Source organism: Marinagarivorans cellulosilyticus (assembly GCF_021655555.1).
GTDB classification, from domain to species: Bacteria; Pseudomonadota; Gammaproteobacteria; order Pseudomonadales; family Cellvibrionaceae; genus Marinagarivorans; species Marinagarivorans cellulosilyticus.
The window spans coordinates 4,037,484-4,060,366 of sequence record NZ_AP023086.1 but is presented as its reverse complement, the minus strand read 5'-3'; the positions used below and the strand labels follow the sequence as shown (position 1 = coordinate 4,060,366).

The window sequence follows — 22,883 nt, the reverse complement described above, 5'->3', positions numbered from 1 at the left end:
GCCAGCGTTGTAGGCTGACAACGGCGCTGTGCTTATTGGGTAAGTTGCTGCTCTAGCCAAGCGGCTGCACCGTTAAAGGCGAGCTCGTTATGGGTGACAAGGTAGGCCGGAATGTTTTCTACATAGCTGCTCATGGGGCCTTTATGGGCAAACTTAGCGGAAAAATCACTTTTGATGACAAAGTCGCTAAAGCGAGGCAGTATGCCGCCGGCTAAGTAAATGCCGCCAGTGGCGCCGTAAGTTAATGCAAGGTTGCCGGCAAAGCTGCCTAAAAAGCTACAAAATGTATTGAGTGTGGTCACGCAAGTAGCATCGGAGCCGTCTAGTGCTTTGGTTGTGATGTCGGAAGGCTCGTATTTGGCCGCACTGGAACCTTCGACTTCACAAATGGCGTTGTATAAATTAACAAGGCCTGGGCCCGATATAAACGTTTCGGCAGAGGCGTGACCGTGGTGGCCTATTGCGGCTTTAATAATGTCGGCTTCAAAGGCTGAAGTTGGCGCAATGTTGATATGGCCGCCTTCACAGGGGTTGGGTAGCCACAAACCGTTATGGCGAATAACACCTGCAACCCCAAGGCCTGTACCTGGGCCAAAAACAGCTTTATTAGTATTGTCTTGTGGTGTGCCGTCTTTAAATGTAATTAAGTGGTCGCCGCCCATCAGTGGAATCCCGGCAGCTACTGCGGCAAAGTCGTTCATAGCCACAAAGGCTTTAAAACCAAATTGTTCCGCAACCGCAGCGCAAGAAAAGCCCCAAGACAAATTCGTCATTTGCACTTGATCGCCTACCACAGGTCCCGCTACTGCTGCGCACATTGCTGTTGGTTTGATGCCGTCGAGTTTGTCTAAATAGGCGCTTAAGGCATCTTGAAAACTGGCGTAGTCTTTACCTTTAAGGATGTGGATGTGTTCTAGTGCGTAAAGGCCTGCATCTTTACCGGTGACAAGGGCAAAGCGGGCATTGGTTCCGCCGATATCGGCAACAACATAAGGAAACATAACGAAGTCTCTGTGGGGTCAATTACAAAACCTCGTCACTCTAGTCAAACCGGCATTAGCGTGCAAGTTCCGTGATGGCTTAATCCTTGGGGTAGCCTGATAGCAACGCTAAGGATTCAAGTGCTTCTTCTGCCATAGTGCGCCCGGTAATGGACTCTGCAACCCTTATAGTGCGGCCGTTGTTCAGTTGTGCTTCTACTGCGAAGTATTCCGTGTGGTTCTTGCCCGATTGCGACGAGCCGGTGCTTTTTATACGCAGGCTTTTTATTTGAGAGCGCGTTGCGTGTTTGTGGTTAAGGGTAAAACCTAGGAGCTTTCGGGTTGCTTTGATGCCCTCGCGTGTTATTTGCACGTCATAGCTATTGAGCAAGGCGTAGAGCCCGCCGGCTATTATGGCTGCGCCTATGGAGCCAAAAATAAAACCCATAATCGCCGCATCACCGCGAGATATAGCAATGCCTGCACCAAAAAATATAAAACCAAATAGCACGAAGGCGCCGGATACTTTTGCATTGCGTAGCGGCTGCAGCTTAATGGCTATGCCGCCGGGTATTGTGGTTGGGTTCAACAAGCTTTCGAGTGCTTCTTCCCGTTTGTTTTTAACTTTAGGGTGCTGCGTACTGTCGTCGATATTTAAATGTGATTGTGCATCGGATTGAAAGGCGGGTATTTCAAAGTCGCGATGTAGGTCGGCCCCTGGCAGTTGCGCCGCGATAGATACGCGCCACAGGTGGTAGCTATCGCTGGGCAATTCAGAATTTGGTAGGTTTTTAGGTGGGTTAAAGCAAAACGCAATTTGGCTGCCTTGTGGTAGGTTTTTGATGTGGCCTTGTCCTGCGTTGCTCCAAGTAATGCTTTCTCTGCGCTTGCGGTTTTTACCGCTGCCGCTGTAGTAGCTTTTTACGCAGCTAAGGGTAATGTGGACTTCTGTTTGGGCTGGCAAGCGGCTGCGCAGCGTTAGTGTGCCACCCATTTGGCCACCGATGGCTGCGGGGTAGGGGCTTAGCATCAAAGGTGTCGCACCAAAGCGCCGCCATCGAGCCGTATTAATCGCGCACCATGTCAGTAGGAATAGACCAATAATGGGGAAAAGCAGTGCGACGAGTGCGGGGTAGTTTTTACTGGCAAGCTCTTCGGGAATTATCAGTAATATAGGCATGGAGATAGCGTTCCAGAACACGGCAAAGCCCCACAACCCCCAAAGCCCAGCTTTGGCATTGGATGCAATTGGGTTTTTCCAATCGTCATTGGCTTGCCAGGGCATGTCTGTTTTCAGTTGTTCTGGGTGTTTGGTATTTTTCGAGACAAGAGCAAAAACAATAAGCCCAATCCCCACGCCGCCAAAAACAATGACAAAGACAGATTTAAATAGCAGCATGCCCCAGCGCAGTTCGCGATCGATAACAGATTGGCTGGGGTTACTTGGGTCCACATAAAGGGTAATGGGGGTTTTGTTTTGGTGATGCTTTTTAAGTGTGCGACTGTGGTCTTGGTGCCAGCTACCGATATTATCTGCGCCGCTCATAATGCCAAGGCGTGAGCCCGTATAGGTTTGATTGTTAAACTCATATTGGTACCGTGCGGTCGCTTCCCAAGTGGTGCTGTCATCGCCGCGGTGAGTTTGCAGCTGCGCAGATGTCACTACAGCTGGCGTGGCTTGCCATGCTTTCATTGCATGCCATTCCCACAAAGCGGGAATAATACTCAGGAACAAAAAGCCTAAGCCAACAGCGGCAAAGGGTAGGCCAAAAAGTGCCAGTAAGATGTTGTTCTTTTTCGCTGTGTTCTTGGACATGGCAGTGAAATTCGTGAATTAAGAATACGGTGATACCGCGGCAGTACTGCGAAATTGTAAGGCCACGTGATAGGATTCGCCTCCAAAATAGCACCGCATTACGGCCCCAACTTTTTACACAGGATAGTACAACATCCCATGCCCAAACATATTGCCATCATAGAAGATGAGATAGCGATAGCAGAAAACTATCGCGATGCCTTAACTCGACAAGGTTACGACGTAAGTCATTACACGAGTCGACCACAGGCGATGCAGGCTTTCGCCGCAAGGCTACCTGATTTGGCCATTATTGATGTGGGCTTGGGGGACGAGGCTGAAGGCGGCTTTGATCTTTGTAGAGATTTGCGCACGCGAGCATCCCAGTTGCCTATTATATTTTTAACGGCCAGAGATTCAGAGCTAGATCGCGTGTTGGGCTTGCGTTTAGGTGCGGATGATTACTTAACAAAAGATATTAGCCAGCCCCATATGCTTGCCAGAATTACGGCGTTATTTCGGCGAGTGGATGCGCTCGCTGCGCCGGCTCAAAATCGTGAGCAATTAGTGGCTGGGCCGCTGCTAATCGACTGTCAAACTTTGCAAGTGACATGGCAGGGGCATGCTATTGAGTTGACCATAACCGAATATTGGATTTTGCAGGCTTTAGCGGCACGCCCAGGGCATGTAAAAAACAGGCAACAATTAATGGATGCCGCGAATGTTGTGCTAGACGACAACACTATAACCTCCCATATCAAACGAATTCGCAAGAAGTTTAAAGCCATTGATGAAAGCTTCGATGCAATACAAACCGCATACGGCCTGGGTTATCGCTGGCTAACACCCAAGGACCCTGCATAGATATGACACTTAAGCGCCAGTTACTGCTATTGGGTTTGTTGACTTTGGCGCTACCGTGGCTGGCTGTTAGTTATATTCAACAGCTAGATAGCACTTTACGGCAATCGCGTTTAGATTCTGTCGAGCAATTGGCTGCCAGTGTTGCCCATAGTTTGTCGAAAGAGGGCGCTTTAATTGCCCGCTTAAAACAACGAAATCTGCAAACACCGGCGCTATTTACGGCTGAGTTGCCCAAAGATTATGTTTTAGACGGGTATCTAACCGAGTGGCATTACGACGAGGCCGATAATGCCGAGCCTGCGCGGCGTTACAGCAAAAATAATGGCTGGCACCCATTTATTAATTTGCCTACGGGCGTTTTGGCAGCCGCACAGTTTGCCTTGGTAGAAGACGGGTTGTGGTTGGGAGTTGCTATTACCGGCGTGGAGGCAACGCTTTTTTCGCCTCAGCGCGAAAGTTTCGATGCGTTGATATTGCGCTTTTCGCACGGTGTCGCTTTGCGAGTTATTACCTCGGTGGCGGGTGTTGCCGAGGTGCAGCGCTGGCAAGGTGGGCGCTGGCGACGCCACTTTGAAGACGTCGCTTTATGGCAAATGTCGGCTGCACAAACATCTGGCAGCCTTCAAACCATTGAGTTATCACTGCCGCTGGCATACCGCGAACACAGCGTTACGGTGGAGTACGCCAGCGCAGCGCTGGGTTATAGCGTATTTTTATCTCCGCAAAATAACCCTGTGCATTTGGCTTATCGGGATGCAGAGTTTACCGGCCTTGTCGGCGATTATGCTTCTGAGCAGCAGCGGGTGACTTTATACGATTGGCGAGGGTTGCCTGTGCAAGGAACGGGCAGTTTGGTTTTAGGAGCTGGGCTGCCGGAGTTTAATGAGCGCAACTCCTGGCTTATGCGTTTGTACTTTTTATTGTCGGGGCGGCCGGAATACCGCTACCAAGCGCCGCAAGTCCCTATGTCGACAGAGCATTCTGAATGGTTTTTTAATCGGGTATCGCCAGTGGCGCGCGCGGTTGTGGCGTTGGGTGAAAAAGGTCAAGCGCCGGTAGGTTGGCTCGTGCTCGACAAGCAAGACGCCCGTTTTTACATATTATTGGCGGGTATTTATGGCCAGTTTGTCTTTGTATGTACTATTTTTGCTGGGGTGGTTGTTATTGCGCTGCTTGGCTTTTCGAGTGTGCATTCGTGGCGTATTCGGTCATTAGCGAAACACGCGGAGCAAGCGATAGATCCTATGGGGAATGTGCGGGCGCCATTTCGTTCGAGCCGTATTCCCGATGAGATAGGTCAGTTGTCGCGTAGTTTTGAGGCTTTACTGCGTCGCTTAGGCGCGCATCAGGAGTACTTAAAAAGCCTTGCGGTAAAACTTTCACACGAGCTGAGAACCCCCTTGGCAATTACGCAAAGCTCGCTGGATAATTTAGAGGTGTCGGCGCTTGATATTTCGCAGCGTCGGTATGTTGAGCGAGCGAGGGGAGGCATGGCGCGGCTGTCATCAACACTTAATGCCATGAGTTCTGTGAATAGCCTAGAGCAGGCTTTAATGCATGCCGAAAGCGAAACCTTTTGCATTAGAGATATGCTCACAATGCTGGTCGATGCTTATCAGGACAACTACCCGCAGCAAGTGGTCTTGAGTGGTTTCGCTGAAGTTTCTAGGCCATATCGTGTAGCGGCAGCGCCTGAGCTAATAGTCCAAATGCTCGATAAGCTTGTCGAGAATGCTAGCCAGCTGGCGCCTAAAGATTCGACCATCGAAATAAGTGTGAGTTGGCCGAGCGAACCTGCGGGTGAGCTAACACTGCGTGTGATCAACACCGGCCCACCATTGCCCAGCGCTATAGAACAGCAGATTTTCGATTCCATGGTGTCTTCGCGTGAGGCGAGTCAGCAAGGTGATGGCGTGCACCTTGGCTTGGGGTTATATATTGCCCGCTTGATTTGTGAGTTTCACGGCGGCAGTATTCGGGCTTCCTCAATAGATGCGAGCGAGTCTAAGCGGGCTTTGGTAACATTCGAGATTATTTTACCCATTATTTCAGAAGGCTAGATTTGCTGGCCTTTTGTTTTTAAACAAAGTAAGTGAGTGCACATGCAACAACAATTATTGAAAATGCTAGAAATGCAGGACGCAATGAATACCAAGGTAAATGCCCATTGGCGCGATCAGGGCTTTGCGTGGTACCGCGCGATTTGGGTTGAATGTGCTGAGCTAATGGACCATTACGGCTGGAAGTGGTGGAAGAAGCAATCCCCAGATATGGCGCAGGTGAACCTTGAGTTAGTTGATATTTGGCATTTTGGCTTAAGTGACCTTCTACAGGGGGCTACTAATATAGACGATTTGGCTAAAGCGCTAGATGCCGAGTTGCGTAAAGTACCAGAGTCGGTCGCTGAATTTCGGCTTGAACTCGAAGACTTTGTGGCTGGCGTGGTTAGCACAAAATCGTTCAATTTGGTGGGCTTTTGCCGTGTGTTGGCCGCTGCCGAATTTTCGTTCGAACAGTTGTATTTACAGTATATGGGTAAAAATGTACTCAATTTCTTCCGCCAAGATCACGGCTATAAAGATGGCAGTTATCATAAGATTTGGCAGGGCAAAGAAGACAACGAGCATTTGGTTGAGGTTTTGAGCGAGCTGGATATTAAAAGCCTTACGTTTCAAACAGACGTTTATGAGGCTTTGCAGGCGCGATACCCCGCAGATTAGATGACTTTTACAAGGGTTGCTCTATAATGGCGCCCGCAAAAGCATGCTTAAGTACAGGCTTGCCTGTCTTGGGTTTATTTATTAGCAAAAACGGAGATTGATTGTGAAAGCACCCGTTCGTGTAGCCGTAACCGGCGCCGCAGGCCAAATTAGCTATTCTTTGTTGTTCCGTATTGCCGCTGGCGATATGTTAGGTAAAGACCAGCCTGTAATTCTGCAAATGTTGGAAATTACCCCCGCTTTAGGCGCACTGCAAGGTGTTGCTATGGAGTTGGATGACTGCGCTTTTCCTTTGTTAGCGGGAATGATCACAACTGATGATCCGAACGTTGCCTTTAAAGATGCGGATTATGCGTTGCTTGTTGGTGCTCGCCCGCGCGGACCCGGCATGGAGCGTAAAGATCTTCTCGAAGCAAACGCTGCTATCTTCTCTGTGCAAGGAAAAGCGATAAATGATCACGCTTCGCGCGATATCAAAGTTTTAGTGGTGGGTAACCCTGCCAATACTAATGCATTGATCGCGCAGCGTAATGCGCCAGATATCGACCCTCGCCAATTTACCGCAATGATGCGACTTGATCACAACCGTGCGATGACGCAAGTGGCCCAAAAAACGGGTACCAGCATTAACGATGTCACTCAAATGACAATCTGGGGTAATCACTCATCTACGCAATACCCGGATTTGCACACTGCACTGATCAATGGCGAGCCTGCCATTTCGAAAGTTGACGGCACTTGGTACGAAGAAACCTTTATCCCTGAAGTACAGCAACGCGGCGCAGCCATTATTAAGGCGCGCGGCGCGTCCAGCGCTGCATCGGCAGCAAATGCGGCTATCTTCCATATTCGCGATTGGGCGCTAGGTACCCCAGAGGGCGACTGGGTGAGCATGGGCGTGTATTCCGACGGTAGCTACGGCATCGAAGAGGGGCTGATTTATTCTTTCCCTTGTGTATGCAAAGATGGCGACTGGCAGATTGTTCAAGGCTTGGAAATTAATGAGTTCTCCTCATCCCGAATGAAAGCCACTGAAAACGAGCTTAAAGAAGAGCGCAATGCCGTGAAATCTTTGTTGCCTGCGTAAGTAGCCTTACTTTACTCTTACTTCATGAAACCGCGCCTAAACGCGGTTTTTTTTCATCTCTCACTTAGCTATCCAGTAGGAACTTTCCATGAATCTCCCAAAAATTGGCAACAAAGCACCAGCATTTGCGTTAAAAGATCAAAACGGAGAGCTTGTAAAGCTTTCTGGCTTGGTGGGTAAGAATGTTGTGATTTATTTTTACCCCAAAGCCATGACGCCAGGTTGTACGACTCAGGCTTGCGGGCTGCGTGACGCCAGTGCGGACTATGCAAAGAGGGATACTGTTGTGTTAGGGCTTAGTCCAGACCCGTTCGAAAGGCTCAAAAAATTTGAGGATAAGCACGACCTTAACTTTACGTTGTTGAGTGACGAGGACCATGCTATTGCAGAAAAGTACGGTGTATGGGGCTTAAAAAAGTTCATGGGACGTGAGTTTATGGGGATTCATCGCGTGACATTTATTGTCAATAAAGAAGGGCGCTTGGCCCACATTATGGAAAAGGTGAAAACAAAGACGCATCACGATGATGTATTAGCCATTCTAGACGGCCTTAACTCATAACGTAACTATTCAGCCGTGCTTAAATACGTCGGCAAACTGATTTTTCTGGGCCGCTCAAGCCATCTACGACTTTGTACTTCTGCAAAGTCTACCCCCACGCATCCTTGCTAATGTCATTAACTTAAGGAAAGTTAAGCGGTATGCGGTAGGTTTTCAGGACCCTCACGCGCCGGCTCTTGCAGGGATGGCAAGGTCAGGAGCCGATTTTCCAGAGTGCGTGCGGAGCGCCCATGGATTGGCTTTAGCGAGTCCAGAAAAATTGTCGGCTGCTGCTAAATTAATGACATTGGCATCCGTGCTGGGGCTGGGCGCTATGCACGAGACCTAGACGCGTAAATGCCTGAAAAATAATCAATCAGCCCCCCCTAAGTGAGCAATATTTTTTACGGCTGCATAGTTATCTCATAACGAAGGCTCATGCCCATTAAAAACTGCCACTTTGGGAGTTTTTTTTGCCCGCTAATCCGATAATTCCTCCAAATATCCACAAGAGTTCTCGCTATAAAGCATGAGCTATTAAAAATAAAATGGATTTTAATCAATAGCTTAAGGCTAGTGAAGTTCTCCTGTAGCGAAAATAATGTATTAAATGGCTTCAAATGACGCCTATTGGCGCAGCTATACTGCTTATTGGTGGCGTGCAATTCATTAATACTTATTGTCTTGTCGAAAAAATATAAACGTTTGTATTAAAAAATGCTTTGTATTTATGTAGGTGTTTGATTAGATTTGGCATCAGCATTATTAATTGTGTTTTTTGTGCCACCGATTGATTTAAGTGCCATTATCCGCGAAACCCATGACAATTGAACGGTTTTAGCGTGATGTATAACGTGATAAGTTATTGTTTGGCGCCTAACATGACAATTATTGGCGTGAATAACATTAATGTGGCGCAATGGGTTATGGTCTGAAAAGTTATATGGCGCATAATTCTCCTTATTGCTTTTTGCTACTTTTGGTTGGTTTTTTATTTTCTCATTAATACTTGTAGGTGGTTAACTTGAAACTTCATGCACATTCTCATGCTCCCTCTGTTTCTGTGCCAGGTTTTCAGCCTGACATAGCTGCGCTAACGCTTGGTGACTCGGAATCGCGCTTAAAAGCGTTGTTTAAAGTGCTGGTGCGCTCCAATCATGGCGACGACCGTTCGTCCGGCGTTACGCACTATTTGGACTTGGGATGTGCGATGTTTGGGATGGATTACGGGTTACTTTTGCGACAGTTGTCGGCACAAGTCGCCGAGGTGGTTGCTGTGGGTGAGCACGCGGATTCCTTTTATGTTGGGCAGCACCTAACAATCGAGCGGACATTTGCATCTGAAATATTTGATCGTGAAGAGTCGATGGTTAGCCCTAAGGTTGTGCCTACCCCCACATCTGTTCCTGCTTGTACATATAATGGCCATATCGTAAATAGCTACGTCGGTGCTCCTGTCCATACGGCAAAAGGCGAGACGTTAGCTGTCGTGTTTTTTGCTTCTTCCTACTTGACAAAGGAGCTGCAATCGTCGGATATTGAATCGCTTGAATTACTGGCAGAAGGAGTCGCCTGCATGAATGATTTACACAAAACCCAAGCTCAGCGCAAAATGACAGATCAAGCTATGTTTGCTTTGGGGTCTGTTAAGACCTTGGATGAGTACTTAGAGCAAGCTAGGTTGCCTGAAGTTTATGGCATTCCGTCGCGGGTTGTTGAGGTGCTTCGCAAGCGCATCGGTCAATCTCCGCTGGGTATTGGCAATGTCGCTGAAGAATTAAACCTTTCTAAGCGTACCTTGCAGCGCCGCTTGCAGCAGCAGGACATTAGTTTTGCAGATTTGCGTGATCAAGTGCGCTTCCACTACGCGGTTGATTATTTGGTTAAGCAGCATATGAGTATCGATAGCATTTCGGTATCGCTCGACTTTTCTGACCGCACCAGTTTCACCAATGCCTTTAAGCGTTGGACTGGGTTGTCGCCAAGTACTTTCCGCAAGCTTTTCCGCGATTACGTGTAGCTTCAGCTAAAACACTTACCTTATAGAGGCCCGCTTAGCGGGCTTTTTTGTTGCTGGGGTTGGGCAAACTCTGTAAAGTTGCGCCTTTTTATAGAGTAAGGGGCGAAACGTTTATGTCTTTATTAATTCCAGAAGCAATGGCTCAAGATGCTGGCGCACAAGGTGGCGGCGATATGTTTTCGTTGCTGATGCTGGTGGGCTTGGTGGTCCTCATGTATTTCATGATGATTCGCCCACAGCGCAAGCGTCAAAAAGAGCATGAAGCGCTGGTAAGTGGTATTGCTAAGGGTGATGAGGTTGTGCTGACAAGCGGTATGTTGGGTAAGGTTGTAGAGGTTGATGAGTCGTACATTGCGGTTGATACCGGAGAGGGTGTTAAATTGCGCTTTCAAAAATCTGCAGTGCATGCGGTTTTGCCCAAGGGCACAATGAAGTCGATTTAGTTGGTTTAAGTGAAAAAGCCCCGCAATAGCGGGGCTTTTTTCGTTGGGTTGTCGGAAACTGTATCTTGTGGGGGTATATGACTGCTGATTATTGGCCGGCCAAAGAAAGGTTGGCGCAGCTGCCAACACCAATGCACCGCTTGGCGCGTTTTGATCAATCGCTAGATGCCCGTTTATGGTTGAAGCGTGATGATCTAACCGGTTTTGTGTTATCCGGTAATAAAGTGCGCAAGCTTGAATATGTTTTGGCTTATGCAAAACGCTCGGGGGTGACGCGCATAATTACCTGTGGTGGCGTGCAGTCGAATCACTGTAGGGCAACTGCTTTTGCGTGTGCGCAGCTTGGGTTGGCGTGCCATTTGGTTTTGCGTGATACCCAGGGGCGCAACGTTGGGGGGAATTTTCTGCTGGATCAAATGGCTGGCGCCGACTGCTCTATTTACAGCGTCAAAGAATTTGCCAGTGGCTTACCGAGCCTTATGTCTTATTGGGCTGGTATTTATGAGGCTAAAGGTGAGGTGGTGTTGGAGGTGCCGACTGGCGCTAGTGATGGGGTGGGTATTTGGGGTTATGCAGCGGCCGCATTTGAGTTGATTGAGGATTTTCAGCGTGAAGGCATTAGCCCTGAAGTGGTTGCCTGCGCTACTGGGTCTGGTGGTACTCAGGCGGGCTTGGCTTTGGGGTTCGCGTTGGCGGGTTATGAAGTCGACTTGGTGGGCTATGCTGTGTGTGATGATGCAGCGTATTTTGATCGAAAAGTAGCGGCTGATATTGCCGATTGGCGGCGGCGCAACCCTGATGTTCGCTTGCAGGCGCCACTGCGGTACAGAACAGTTGATGCTTATGTTGGTGCGGGTTATGCCAAGCCGGGCGAGGCTGATTTGGCTTTGGCGTTGAAGGTGGCTAGTACGGAGGGTGTGCTGCTGGACCCTGTCTATACCGGAAAGGCTTTTTACGGCTTTACTGCGGATGTGCAAAATGGTTTGGCGTCTAATGCTGATGCGGTGTTTGTCCATACGGGGGGAGGCTTTGGTGTCTTTCCTTATGTTAATGAGTTCGAGCGGCGGTGGTCCGAGCGATAAATAGGGGGTTGTGTGGCAGAGTTGGAAGGTGCTGGAAAGCTGGTTGTGGCCATTAGTTCGCGAGCCTTGTTTGATTTGGATGATAGTCATGCAGTGTTTGAATCGCAGGGGCTTCGCGCTTACTCAGAGTACCAAATTGAGCATGAAAACGATGTGCTAAAGCCCGGGCAGGCTTTCGCCATGGTTAATAAGCTGCTAAGGATTAATACTTTGCTTGGAAGGCGTTGCGTGGAGGTGATTTTGCTGTCTCGCAATAGTGCAGATACCGGCTTGCGGGTGTTCAACTCGATTAATCATTACGGCTTGGATATTACCCGCGCGGCTTTTACCGGTGGCGAAAGTCCGTTCCGCTATATTGCTCCTTTTAATAGTCAGTTATTTTTGTCGACATATGCAGAGGATGTGGGGCGGGCGCTTGAGAATGGCGTGGCAGCAGCAACGCTCTTGTCGGCAGGCGGGGCGCCTGAGGTTTCTTCGCAATTGCGCTTTGCTTTTGATGGTGATGCTGTACTTTTTAGTGATGAGGCTGAGCGCATCTATAAGGCGGAGGGTTTGAAGGCTTTTGCTAAAAGTGAAAAAGAGTCGGCCAAAAAGCCGCTGGAGGGTGGTCCTTTTCGCCATTTTCTATCGGCTTTGCAATCTTTGCAGAAAGAGTTTCCGGAGGGGGAGTGTCCAATTCGTACAGCGCTAGTCACTGCGCGTTCCGCGCCTGCTCACGAGCGGGTTATTTTGACCTTGAGGGCGTGGGGGGTTCGCATTGATGAGTCGTTATTTTTGGGTGGAATGGATAAGGGGTTGTTTTTAAAGGCCTACGGAGCCGATGTGTTTTTTGATGATCAGCGCAGTCATTGTGATTCCGCCAGCGCCCATGTGGCAGCCGGGCATGTCCCGCATGGTGTTGCCAATCAGTAGTTTTCTGAATCTTCTTGAGTTTTCTTCGTCTTTCTGGTAGATTCCGCCCGCCTCATATTCTGTGAGGCTTTAAATTGCAGCAGTAGAACCACCAGCACTGGCTGTTGTTGCAAAAACATTAATAGACCCGTGTCGCTGGTAACACGGTGAGTGGCAAATCCCGTTTTTTGGGTGAGTGCCATGAAAAACATTACAGGTATCGCAATGAGCGAAAGCTTTGCAGAACTCTTTGAAGAAAGTTTATTAACCGTAGATATGGTTCCCGGTTCAATTGTAACTGGTGTAGTTATCGACGTTGACCAAGACTGGGTAACTGTTCACGCAGGCCTAAAATCTGAGGGCGTTATCCCCGCAGAGCAGTTTTACAACGAAGACGGTAAGCTGACTTTAGAAATTGGCGATGAAGTTCAAGTTGCCCTTGAAAGCGTAGAAGACGGTTTCGGCGAAACGAAACTTTCACGCGAAAAAGCAAAACGTGCAGAAAGCTGGAAAGTTCTTGAAGGCGCGCACGGTGCTGAAGAAGTTGTTAAAGGTATTATTAACGGTAAGGTTAAAGGTGGTTTCACCGTTGACGTTGCTGGTATTCGAGCATTCTTGCCAGGTTCATTGGTTGACGTTCGCCCTGTACGTGAAACCACGCACCTTGAAGGCAAAGAGCTTGAATTTAAAGTTATTAAGCTTGATCAGAAGCGCAACAACGTTGTTGTTTCTCGTCGCGCTGTTATGGAGCAAGCTAACTCTCACGAGCGTGAGCAGTTGTTGGCCACTCTTCAAGAAGGCCAGTCTGTTAAAGGTATCGTTAAGAACCTTACTGATTACGGCGCCTTCGTTGACTTGGGCGGCGTAGATGGCTTGTTGCACATTACCGATATGGCTTGGAAGCGTATTAAGCATCCTAGCGAAATTGTTAATGTTGGTGACGAAATCGACGTTAAAGTGCTTAAATTTGATCGCGAGCGCAATCGTGTTTCTCTTGGTCTTAAGCAATTGGGTGAAGATCCATGGGCAGATATCACTGGCCGTTATCCAGAAGGCGCCAAAGTTAAAGCTAAGATCACTAATCTTACTGACTACGGTTGCTTCGCAGAGATCGAAACTGGCGTTGAAGGTTTGGTTCACGTTTCTGAAATGGATTGGACCAACAAGAACATTCACCCATCTAAAGTTGTGCAGTTAGGCGACGAAGTTGAAGTGATGATTCTTGATATCGACGAAGAGCGTCGTCGTATTTCATTGGGTATCAAGCAGTGTCAAGAAAACCCCTGGGATGCATTCTCTAACCAGTTCGCTAAAGGCGACAAAATCAGCGGTAAGATCAAATCTATCACTGACTTTGGTATTTTCATTGGTTTGGATGGCGGCATCGACGGCTTGGTTCACTTGTCTGATATTTCTTGGAACGAGACTGGCGAAGAAGCTGTTCGCAAGTTCAAGAAAGGCGACGAGCTTGAAACTGTTGTGTTGGCAATCGACCCAGAGCGCGAGCGTATCTCTTTAGGCATTAAGCAGTTGGACGAAGATCCGTTTAGCGCTTATGTTGCTGAGAACGACAAGGGCACTATCGTAAATGGTGTTGTTAAAGAAGTTGATGCTAAAGCAGCTATCATCACTTTGGCAGACGATGTAGAGGCGACTTTGAAAGCTTCTGACATTAGCCGCGATAAGATTGAAGATGCGCGCAATGTGTTGAAAGAAGGTGATGAAGTTGAAGCGAAAATCACCAATGTTGATCGCAAGAATCGTTTGATTGTTCTTTCTGTTAAAGCGAAAGATGTAGCGGACGAGAAGCAAGCGGTTAAAGAGCACAATAAGCAATCTGAAGCTGTATCGGGTGCAACCACTATTGGTGACTTGATTAAAGCGCAAATCGAAAGCCAAGATAAGTAAGTTTTTACTACTCCCTTTTAGGGAATGTCTTTCGGAAACCGCAAGCCCTCGGGCTTGCGGTTTTTTTTATGCCCGCCCTATGGCGAGATAATTATGTGAAACGCCTTGCGTGCCCGAGCGGCGCCCAGTAAACTCGCGCCCGCATTGAGGTGCCCAAAGAACTTACGATTTGGGTTAAACGGGAATCAAGTGTAGAGCTTGAGCTGCCCCCGCAACGGTAATTGGTTTAGTTATTTCAAATGCCACTGTGTTTTTTAGCATGGGAAGGTGAAATAGCCGTGTTAGCCAAGAGCCCGGATACCGGCCTGAGTGTGCACGCCTATTGAGTGTCAGCCAATAGGTATTCACGATGTTGCGGTGGGCGACATCAGCAGTTCCTGTTTGGTGTTAAAGGCTTTTTCTAAAAGTTATAACCATTCCCGTTCGGCTTTTCCTGCCTGTAGCATCATAGTACTCACTGATATTTAGTAATGACTATGATCTCTCCAAAAATTCAAAAAAAATCTTTTTTAAGCGTTGCTGTAATGGCTGCGTCCTTTGTTCCAACTGTTGTTTTTTCGCTGGAGGTTACCCCTCCTGAAATAGAAGAAACTATCGTTACAATTTCTCGCATTGAGCAGCCATTAGATGATGTGATCGGTTCTGTCAGTCAATTTACGGCAGAAGATATTCGACAGGTTCAGCCTTACGATCTTAATGACATGTTTGATTTGCAGCCTGGAGTTGATGTTTTACGTTCAGGTAGCCGGGGGGCTAACAGTAGTATTCAAATACGTGGGTCTAGCTCAGAGCAATCGTTGATAATGGTCAACGGTGTTAGGATTGCTAGTGCAACAAGCGGCGCCTCGACTTATCAACTTGTGCCGCCTGAACTCATTGGGCGTGTGGAAATTTTGCGAGGGGCTGCGTCAGCGCTTTATGGGAGTGATGCTATTGGCGGGGTTGTGAATATCACTACCAAGGCAGGCACGCTGAATTCGAAAGGTATAAATTTAGGTGTTGACTATGGAAGTCACAATTATCATAGAGCTAGTGTTGCGGGAAATTATGCCGGCGATACTGTTGGTGTAGCTGGAGCTGTCATAAGAGAATCGTCGGATGGTATTGATAGTCTTATTCACGAGGGCGCGCTAGATCCAGATTCGGATGCCGATGGCTATGAGCGTTTAGGGGGTGGGGTCAACCTTAGTTATCGTCCTGACGACCTTACCGAGATAACATTTCTAGGTTTTACGAATAGTAACGACTCTTCATACGATGGAGGACTGGGAACAATCCGTGATCCATATCAAGATTCTTCATTAACTGTTTATCAGTTGTCAGGTGCGCGCCGTGTGAATGAATTCTACAGGACAACACTGGCTGTGGGGCGGGGGGCTGATGACTCGGTAGATAGAGCGCGAAACCCTAGCGAGCAGTTCTCTGAAAGTATCTATAACACGACCAATGTAAGCGTAAGCTGGTTAAATCAAATTGATTTTTCAGGTCAAACACTGGTTTTGGGTTTCGAGAATTTAACTGCAGACGTTGAAAGTAGTCAGGTTTATACGAATCGAGATGGCGAGGCTGTTGATAGTCGATCGGTAGATGCGATATTTGGTCAGTTGGTTGGTGGGGTGTCTGACTTTTCTTACGCTCTAGGTTTACGCCGCGATGATGCTAGTGGAATTGGTGCTGAGAATTCTGCGAACATTGGTGGTTCTTATACGTTTGTTGATAATCACAAAATCCATGTACGCTTTGCTGAGGGTTTTATTGTTCCTACTTTTAATTCGGCGTACTACCCTGAATATGCTTACGAGTGGCCTCCGGGACAATATCATGTTTACCAAGGTAATCCAGATCTGGAGCCCGAGCAGTCTGATAGTTTTGAAATAGCCTATGAAGGCTCTTTCTCCTTCTTTAGTCTTGGTGGGGCGCTTTATAGAAAAGAGGTTACTAATCTAATTGAGACAGCCTATAGCGTGCTGGAAGATGGGACTAATTTTTCTACACCGAGTAATGTCCGTGAAGCCGATATTCAAGGTGTAGAGTTGGTTGGTAGTGTATCTAGCGATAAGCTGGGTTCGTTGAGCGCGGCCTTTGATTATCTCGATGCGGTTGATGTGTCAGAAAGTGAAGCCCAGCCTCTGAATAATCGAGCAAAGCGTACGCTTCGCTTGGCATGGCAAAAGACGTCCGGCGCTGTTGAACTTGGGATGCAAGCAAAGATTCAGTCGGGTCGCAAGGTGAGTGAGCGTTATGCGGAATCGGGTTACACTGCAGGCTATGGGGTCGCAAATGCAACTTTCGCTTACCAAGTATCGGATCACATCCGCGTACAGGCAAAATTGAATAATATCTTTGATAAAGAATATACGCTTAACCCATCTTATAACGAAGATGGCCGCAACTGGGTTGCTGGCGTTAAAGTAACCTTTTAATTTTTGAGTTAGCACAGGGACGTGTTTGTGAGAACTTTATGTCTGAGATAGATAAAAACCAAAAACACAAAGCCGCCATGCAAAAACAAAAAGCTAAGGTTGATGCCAATATCGCTGCCGCTGATGTTGAGCGTGGCGTGTCGGTATTGTTAACGGGGAACGGCAAAGGTAAAAGTAGTTCTGCTTTTGGCATGGTGTTGCGGGCTTTAGGTTATGGCCAAAAAGTGGCTGTTATCCAGTTTATTAAGGGCGCCCAGCTTTCCGGAGAGGAAATTTATTTACGCGATAAATGCCCCGAGGTAGATTTTTACCAGATGGGCACAGGCTTTACTTGGAATACCCAAGATCGTACGGCGGATATTGCCGCGGCAGAAGAAACTTGGCGTTATGCTGAAAAAGCACTAACCGATAGCTCGATCGATTTGGTTGTGCTGGATGAGGCAACATACATGATTGCTTATAAATACTTAAGTGAACAAATGATTCTTGATGCGTTGAAAAATCGGCCTTACGAGCAAAGTGTAGTCGTTACCGGGCGCGGTGGTGGCGCGGCGCTGCAAACGCTAGTCGATACGGTGTCGGAGGTTAAAGATATTAAGCATGCCTACAAGTCGGGGGTAAAAGCGCGCAAGGGAGTGGATTTTTAATGATTTACAGTGAGCGCTTGGCTGAAATAAAAATAGAGCCGCTTAACGAAGTGATGCGTGAATCAATTCAGGATAAGTTGAACAATAAAACGAAGCCTTTGGGGTCGCTTGGGCAGATCGAGCAAATTGCTTTGCGCATAGGGATGATTCAAAACACCTTAACGCCTACTTTGTCTAAGCCACAAGTTTTTGTATTTGCTGGTGATCACGGCGTGTGCGAGGAGGGCGTAAGTGCTTTCCCTCAGGCGGTAACTCAGCAAATGGTTGCTAATTTTTTAGCCGGCGGCGCGGCTATCAGCGTATTAGCGCGTCAGCATAGCATGTCTCTTGGGATTGTGGATGCGGGCATCAATGGCGATGTTGCTGATTTACCGGGGTTGCAAAATCGAAAAATTAACCACGGTAGTCGCAATTTTGTTAAAGAACTTGCCATTACTTCGGGTGACGTCGTTTTAGCGCTAGAAGCCGGAGCTGATGTTATTAACGCGGCGTCGCATGAAGGGGGTAAAGTTGTATTGCTGGGGGAAATGGGGATAGGCAATACAACCTCTGCGGCGGCGTTAACGCATTTTGTAACGGGGGCTCCGCTTGCGCAATGTGTGGGTGCTGGCACAGGTTTAGATGCTGCCGGTATTGCGCATAAACTTGCTGTTATCGAAAAAGGTTTAGCGCAGCATAAAGCGTTTTTGGATGGGGCAGAAAAAGATGCCGTTCGTTTGCTGAGTGCTTTTGGCGGCTATGAAATAGCGATGATGACAGGAGCCTATCTGCAAGCGGCTAGTCATAAAATGGTTGTGCTTGTCGATGGTTTTATTGCTTCAGCAGCCTTGGCGGTTGCCACCCTTATTAATCCTTTGGTGTTGGATTATTGTCTTTTTTCGCATGGCTCAGCTGAGCATGGCCATGGCGCGTTATTAAAATATTTTAAGCGTACACCCATTTTGCAATTAGGTATGCGCTTAGGCGAGGGTAGCGGCAGTGCTATGGCTTATCCGCTGTTAGTTTCGGCGGTTAATATTTTAAATGAAATGGCTTCTTTTGATGAGGCGGGGGTTAGCGCGAGTGACCGTTAGTTTTGCTTGTGGCTAAGCCGTGGTCCAAAATTGTAAGCTCGCAACTTACGCTATTTTTTAACGCGAGTGTTTTTCTTACGCGCTTTCCGGCGCCTAAGAAAGTTCGCTTTAGCGCGAAGTTGCTAGAGCTGTCGGCTGTTTATTTTCCGTTGGTGGGGTTAATTGTTGGGTTGTTTGGTGCGGCTTCGTACGCAGTATTTTTAATGGTGTTTCCGCCGGCTATAGCATTGCTGCTAATGATGGCTTTATGCGTTTATGTAACCGGGGCTTTTCATGAAGATGGTTGGGCAGATACCTGTGATGCATTAGGTGGCGGTTACACACCTGATGCGATAAAAAAAATAATGAAAGATTCCCGGCTAGGCACCTACGGTATTGTTGGCATTGTTGGGATATTAGCTATTAAATATTCGGCTTTATTTACCCTTGCAAGTTCAGCGGTTGAAATGCTACTGATTTTTATTTTTGCGCAAGGTTATAGCCGTTGGCTGGCTTTAACTGTGATGTGGCAGCTTCCGTATGTACAGGATTCGCCGGGTAGTAAATCTAAGCCGTTGGCCTCAGCAATCAGCGGGGTGATTTTATGTCGAAGCGGCATACCGCTACTGTTTTTGTCTGTTGCATTTTTTACTGTTGTTTCTTTTGATAGCTTTTGGTTTGCATTAATCGCTTTAGCGTTTGGTTATGCGGGGCGAGAATACATGATGCGAAAATTAAAGCGGGCCATTGGTGGCTTTACCGGCGATGGCTTGGGCGCGGTACAGCAATTGTCTGAAGTGCTTTTTTACCTTGGTTGTGTGGCTGTCTTGCCTTCATGAATTTTTATCTAGTTAGGCATTGTTTAGTGCCGCGGCAAGGGGTGTGCTATGGCCGCAGCGATGTCGTTGCTCAGGCATTGAGTGATTGTGAGCGCAAAAGGCTGCTTAGCTCGCTGCCAGAAGCGTCGGCCATGTTGAAGTTTTCTAGCCCGCTTTCGCGTTGCCAAGCGCTGGCGAATTTTTTATGGGGAGATGCGTCTTCTGATGATCGCCTCGCCGAGTTGGACTTTGGTGTGTGGGAAGGGGTACCTTGGGATGATATTAGCCGAGAAGCACTGGATCAGTGGGCAGCTTCACCCTTAATGTTTTCTCCGCCGGAAGGCGAAAGCTTTAAGGTGTTGATTCGCCGCGTTGCATTGTGGCGCCGCGATGCATGTTTGCGTGCCCGTGAGCAAGGGCTTGATCATGTTGCGGCGGTAAGCCATGCCGGCGTTATTAAAGCGATGGCGGTATTGTGTAATGGCGTGAGTGTGGCGCAAGCGCTTGCTATGCAAGTTCCATATGCTGAGGCTTTGCATTTTCGGTAGCGGCGTCAGCGCCTTTAATTTGTATCGCGTTCCATGCCTTGAGCATGTTGGTACAAAAAGCCACGAATAATACGTGTTAAGCGTAGCTCCCCTTTGGTGCCTTGCGCGGCGGGTTGTATTTTTCGGCTGAGATAAACAGGCATTTCACTTATTTTTGCTTGTCTTTTTCGCTGTGTTAATTGTTGCATGGCAATATCTAAGTTGGCTCTACCCGATGCGCTTTCTATGATATCAAATGTAGGAAGGGTGATTTTTTCGAAAGCACTAAAAAAGTCAAACTCGGGGATGTGTTGTATTTCTTGCGCGCTGTTAAGCAATATTAATCCGCGAATCGAACTGAATGCAGTGGTGTCTGTTTGTGCTTCTTCGGAGTATATCGTGCGAATAATGCGCGCTGCGCTTATGCCTTCGGCAAAAACAATATTATTAAATTGTTTTTTGCTTTCTAAATGTTTAATGCCGGCCTTAATGCGCGCTATAGCAACTTCTTCGGCGGGTAAAACGGCTTCGTTGCTTTCTTGGGGTTCTGGGTTGGGCGGGTCGTCGGGTGTTGTTGTGCTGATTATTTTGCCTTCCGATAAATCTTCGGCGGAATCGTCGTGAACCACTTTAGATTCATCGACTGTTTGGTTGGCATTGTTTTTTTCGGCGTTAGCTTTTTCTGTTTCATCGTCCTTTTCCGTGTCGGGGGTTCCATCTTCTGGTGTGTCGGCTTGATCAGTTTGTGGTTTAACGACAATAGCGGGGGGGCGCTTGGGCGGCATTTTTTGCTGTTGTTTGGGTAGGCTCAGGGTTAGTGTCGACCAGCCGTGTTGGCTCAAATAGTGTTGAATGTTGTTTAGCTTGTGTTGATTGGCAGGGTTGGTATTTTCGCTTGGCAGTATTAGGAGTGCGCCCTGTGGATTGCCGCTTGTATCTTTATGCCATAGCGCTAAAAAATCGGTATCGTTAGCGCTTAGCCAAATACTTTGCGCTTGTGTGTGTTTAGCTTGTAGCTCGCTCTCGATCAGTGTTTGCTGCTGCAAAGGGTTGTAACTGTATTGCTGGCCGGGCCCGAGTGGCGTCGGTGTGGCAGGCTTGGTTGTTTCTGTATTGCTTTGTGCGCTGTCGTCGGGGTTTTGCGCGTCTGGGGTCGTATCGGCTTGATCGCTAGGTGGGCTTGGCGTTTCCTTCGTGGCTACGTCGGGGGCTTCTTGGCTATTGGCTATGGTTGGCAGCGTTAAGCTTGCACCCAAAAACAGTGCCGCAAAATAAAGGGCAAGGCTGCCCAGAAGCTTTTGTATTGGCGCTGTGTTTATGGGTGGGTGCCTTGGTGTGCTTGGTGCCGTGCAGCTATTCAACATGTTACCCTCTGATGGATTACTCCAAACATAGCAGAAGACCATGAATAACAGCCCAGCAATGCAAACTATTTTATCGGCAGTTGCAGATGCTTGTTCAGCCATATTGGCGCACTACCATCCCAATGCTACCTATTCTGATGTGGCTTACAAAGGTGACAACACACCGTTGACTCAAGCCGATTTAGCGGCGCATCGGATATTAAGTGATAGTTTATCGGCGATTGCAGGTTTGCCTGTGATCAGCGAAGAGGGAGTTATTGCGGATTATGCCCAGCGTGCACAGTGGCCAGCCTATTGGTTAATTGATCCACTAGACGGCACCAAGGAGTTTATTGCTGGCAGTGGCGAATTTAGCGTTAATGCGGCGCTGGTGGTTGGTGGGCGGGCTGTTTTGGGCGTTATAGCTGGGCCTGTGTCGGGTAATCTTTATGTGGGGCTAAGTGTAGCGTCGCCGCTAGAGCAGGCTCAAGTTTCGCGCCTACTGCCTAGCATTAGCTCTAATACCGAAGCTTTCAGCGCTAAAATTGATAGCTGGGCGAGCTTTAATCCTCAGCAAGCGCTTTCTTGGTCGAGAATCTCCACTGTTCAACCGCAGCGAAGTATTAAGGTATTAACCAGCCGCTCGCATCACGGGCTAGAGGCAAACCATTATTTGACGGGCCTAGAAGAGGTTGAGGCGATGCCTATGGGCAGTTCCTTAAAGATGTGTTTTATCGCAGAAGGCTTGGCGGACCTTTATGTAAGGCTGGGGCCAACGTCAGAATGGGATACCGCTGCAGCGCAGGCAATATTGGAAGGGGCTGGCGGGCAACTGTTGGACTTAACGGGCAATCCTTTGCGTTACAACCAAAAGGCCTCTTTGTTGAACCCGGCCTTTTGGGCAGGTAGCCAATATTTTTCTATCAATAACGCTGGTGCCATCAGTTTAAAAGAAAGCGAATTTAACGCCGATAATCACCAATAGCGTTGCAAGAATAGGGCGAAGAATACCGTTGGGCACACGATTGGCCAATTTTGCGCCTACGTGTACCGCCGGCAGCGAGCCAACCAATAAGCCGCCAAGTAGGGCGAAGTCTATATTGCCGAGCAGCACAAAGTGCCCCATGCCGGCAATAAAGGTTAATGGAACCGCGTGGGCAATGTCTGTGCCGACCACGCCAATAGCGCTTAACCTTGGGTAGAGCGATAGCAATAGCACGGCACAAAAGGCGCCAGCACCGACCGAAGACAGCGTAACTAGTATGCCCAGCGCAAAGCCTGCGATAACGGTAATGGGTTTGTTGTGCCGCTGGTACCAGCGTTCACCGTGAGAAAGGTCATGGGATTCAGCTTCTACTTGTTTCTTGAATAGCAAAACAATACCGGTTAAGACCAGCATTGCGCCTAAGGCTTTATTTAATAGTGGCGAATAATCGAGGTTGTCATTTACTAAGTAGCTAAGCGCAAGGCTGGTGAGCATTGAGGCAGGAATACTGCCGGCCGCCAGCAGTGCCACCACATCCCAGCGTACACTGCGTTGTTTGGCGTGGGTCCATGCGCCACCGGCTTTGGTGATGGCGGCGTAGAGTAAATCGGTGCCTATGGCGATTTTCTCAGGGATGCCCCAAAGGATTAGTAGCGGTGTCATTAGCGAGCCGCCGCCAACACCGGTAAGGCCTACAGCTAGACCTACGCCTGCACCGGCAAGGATGTAAAATAGAAAATCTATCAACAAGACACCT

The 22,883-nt window shown here is 48.2% G+C and carries 20 protein-coding genes and 1 riboswitch; of the genes, 16 read left to right on the top strand and 4 right to left on the bottom strand.

Translation table 11 applies throughout. The annotated features are described in order from the left end of the window. Positions 1-32: 32 nt before the first annotated feature. Together glk and MARGE09_RS16525 are read right to left on the bottom strand one after the other, a co-directional pair. On the bottom strand, positions 33-1,001 hold the full coding sequence (gene glk / locus MARGE09_RS16530) for a glucokinase (RefSeq protein ID WP_236983772.1): 969 nt from the start codon (positions 999-1,001) through the stop codon (positions 33-35). 79 nt (positions 1,002-1,080) lie between these two features. Beyond that, a complete protein-coding gene (locus tag MARGE09_RS16525; protein ID WP_236983770.1) occupies positions 1,081-2,796 on the bottom strand; it encodes a DUF3592 domain-containing protein in 1,716 nt (571 codons plus the stop codon). Between the two features lie 138 nt (positions 2,797-2,934). Between MARGE09_RS16525 and pdsR the strand changes: the two genes are divergently transcribed. The 15 genes from pdsR (at position 2,935) to MARGE09_RS16450 (ending at position 19,819) form a co-directional block, all read left to right on the top strand. Beyond that, complete coding sequence (pdsR, locus tag MARGE09_RS16520; RefSeq protein WP_236983768.1) at positions 2,935-3,639, top strand: proteobacterial dedicated sortase system response regulator; 705 nt, start codon at positions 2,935-2,937, stop codon at positions 3,637-3,639. Between the two features lie 2 nt (positions 3,640-3,641). Continuing rightward, positions 3,642-5,699, top strand: a complete 2,058-nt coding sequence (locus tag MARGE09_RS16515; protein ID WP_236983766.1) for an ATP-binding protein — start codon at positions 3,642-3,644, stop codon at positions 5,697-5,699. 42 nt (positions 5,700-5,741) lie between these two features. Beyond that, positions 5,742-6,359 carry a dUTP diphosphatase gene (locus MARGE09_RS16510; RefSeq protein ID WP_236983764.1) on the top strand — a complete coding sequence of 206 codons (618 nt, stop codon included), beginning with the start codon at positions 5,742-5,744 and terminating at the stop codon, positions 6,357-6,359. 103 nt (positions 6,360-6,462) lie between these two features. Continuing rightward, positions 6,463-7,446: a malate dehydrogenase gene (locus MARGE09_RS16505; protein WP_236983762.1), complete on the top strand. Its 984-nt coding sequence runs from the start codon at positions 6,463-6,465 to the stop codon at positions 7,444-7,446. An 88-nt stretch (positions 7,447-7,534) separates the two neighbouring features. Further along, positions 7,535-8,008, top strand: coding sequence for a thioredoxin-dependent thiol peroxidase (gene bcp / locus MARGE09_RS16500; RefSeq protein WP_236983760.1), 474 nt, complete (start codon positions 7,535-7,537; stop codon positions 8,006-8,008). Positions 8,009-9,011: 1,003 nt separating this feature from the next. Next, a complete protein-coding gene (locus MARGE09_RS16495) occupies positions 9,012-10,007 on the top strand; it encodes a helix-turn-helix domain-containing protein (RefSeq protein WP_236983758.1) in 996 nt (331 codons plus the stop codon). 113 nt (positions 10,008-10,120) lie between these two features. After that, a complete protein-coding gene (yajC, locus tag MARGE09_RS16490) occupies positions 10,121-10,450 on the top strand; it encodes a preprotein translocase subunit YajC (protein WP_236983756.1) in 330 nt (109 codons plus the stop codon). Positions 10,451-10,527: 77 nt separating this feature from the next. Next, positions 10,528-11,532 carry a 1-aminocyclopropane-1-carboxylate deaminase/D-cysteine desulfhydrase gene (locus MARGE09_RS16485; protein ID WP_236983754.1) on the top strand — a complete coding sequence of 335 codons (1,005 nt, stop codon included), beginning with the start codon at positions 10,528-10,530 and terminating at the stop codon, positions 11,530-11,532. Between the two features lie 21 nt (positions 11,533-11,553). After that, entirely contained in the window at positions 11,554-12,444 is an 891-nt protein-coding gene (locus tag MARGE09_RS16480; protein WP_420828105.1) for a 5'-nucleotidase, read from the top strand. A 204-nt stretch (positions 12,445-12,648) separates the two neighbouring features. Continuing rightward, positions 12,649-14,331, top strand: coding sequence for a 30S ribosomal protein S1 (rpsA, locus tag MARGE09_RS16475; protein ID WP_236987395.1), 1,683 nt, complete (start codon positions 12,649-12,651; stop codon positions 14,329-14,331). 130 nt (positions 14,332-14,461) lie between these two features. Further along, positions 14,462-14,654: riboswitch (cobalamin riboswitch) on the top strand. Positions 14,655-14,807: 153 nt separating this feature from the next. Then, a complete protein-coding gene (locus MARGE09_RS16470; protein ID WP_236983750.1) occupies positions 14,808-16,754 on the top strand; it encodes a TonB-dependent receptor plug domain-containing protein in 1,947 nt (648 codons plus the stop codon). A 38-nt stretch (positions 16,755-16,792) separates the two neighbouring features. Beyond that, positions 16,793-17,401 (top strand): cob(I)yrinic acid a,c-diamide adenosyltransferase, encoded by a 609-nt coding sequence (gene cobO, locus MARGE09_RS16465; protein WP_236983748.1) that lies wholly within the window; start codon positions 16,793-16,795, stop codon positions 17,399-17,401. Then, positions 17,401-18,474, top strand: a complete 1,074-nt coding sequence (cobT, locus tag MARGE09_RS16460) for a nicotinate-nucleotide--dimethylbenzimidazole phosphoribosyltransferase (protein ID WP_236983746.1) — start codon at positions 17,401-17,403, stop codon at positions 18,472-18,474. The genes cobO and cobT overlap by 1 nt, the downstream gene beginning before the upstream one ends. 8 nt (positions 18,475-18,482) lie before the next feature. Continuing rightward, positions 18,483-19,292: an adenosylcobinamide-GDP ribazoletransferase gene (locus tag MARGE09_RS16455; protein ID WP_236983744.1), complete on the top strand. Its 810-nt coding sequence runs from the start codon at positions 18,483-18,485 to the stop codon at positions 19,290-19,292. After that, positions 19,289-19,819 (top strand): histidine phosphatase family protein, encoded by a 531-nt coding sequence (locus tag MARGE09_RS16450; RefSeq protein ID WP_236983742.1) that lies wholly within the window; start codon positions 19,289-19,291, stop codon positions 19,817-19,819. The genes MARGE09_RS16455 and MARGE09_RS16450 overlap by 4 nt, the downstream gene beginning before the upstream one ends. A 14-nt stretch (positions 19,820-19,833) precedes the next feature. Here MARGE09_RS16450 and MARGE09_RS16445 read toward each other — a convergent pair whose 3' ends face one another. Next, positions 19,834-21,162 carry a DUF3530 family protein gene (locus MARGE09_RS16445; RefSeq protein ID WP_236983740.1) on the bottom strand — a complete coding sequence of 443 codons (1,329 nt, stop codon included), beginning with the start codon at positions 21,160-21,162 and terminating at the stop codon, positions 19,834-19,836. Between the two features lie 40 nt (positions 21,163-21,202). Here MARGE09_RS16445 and MARGE09_RS16440 point away from each other — a divergent pair, with 40 nt between their 5' ends. Continuing rightward, a complete protein-coding gene (locus MARGE09_RS16440) occupies positions 21,203-22,126 on the top strand; it encodes a 3'(2'),5'-bisphosphate nucleotidase CysQ family protein (RefSeq protein ID WP_236983738.1) in 924 nt (307 codons plus the stop codon). Here the strand turns inward: MARGE09_RS16440 and MARGE09_RS16435 are convergent. Beyond that, positions 22,088-22,873 (bottom strand): sulfite exporter TauE/SafE family protein, encoded by a 786-nt coding sequence (locus tag MARGE09_RS16435; RefSeq protein ID WP_236983736.1) that lies wholly within the window; start codon positions 22,871-22,873, stop codon positions 22,088-22,090. The genes MARGE09_RS16440 and MARGE09_RS16435 overlap by 39 nt on opposite strands. Positions 22,874-22,883: the final 10 nt, after the last annotated feature.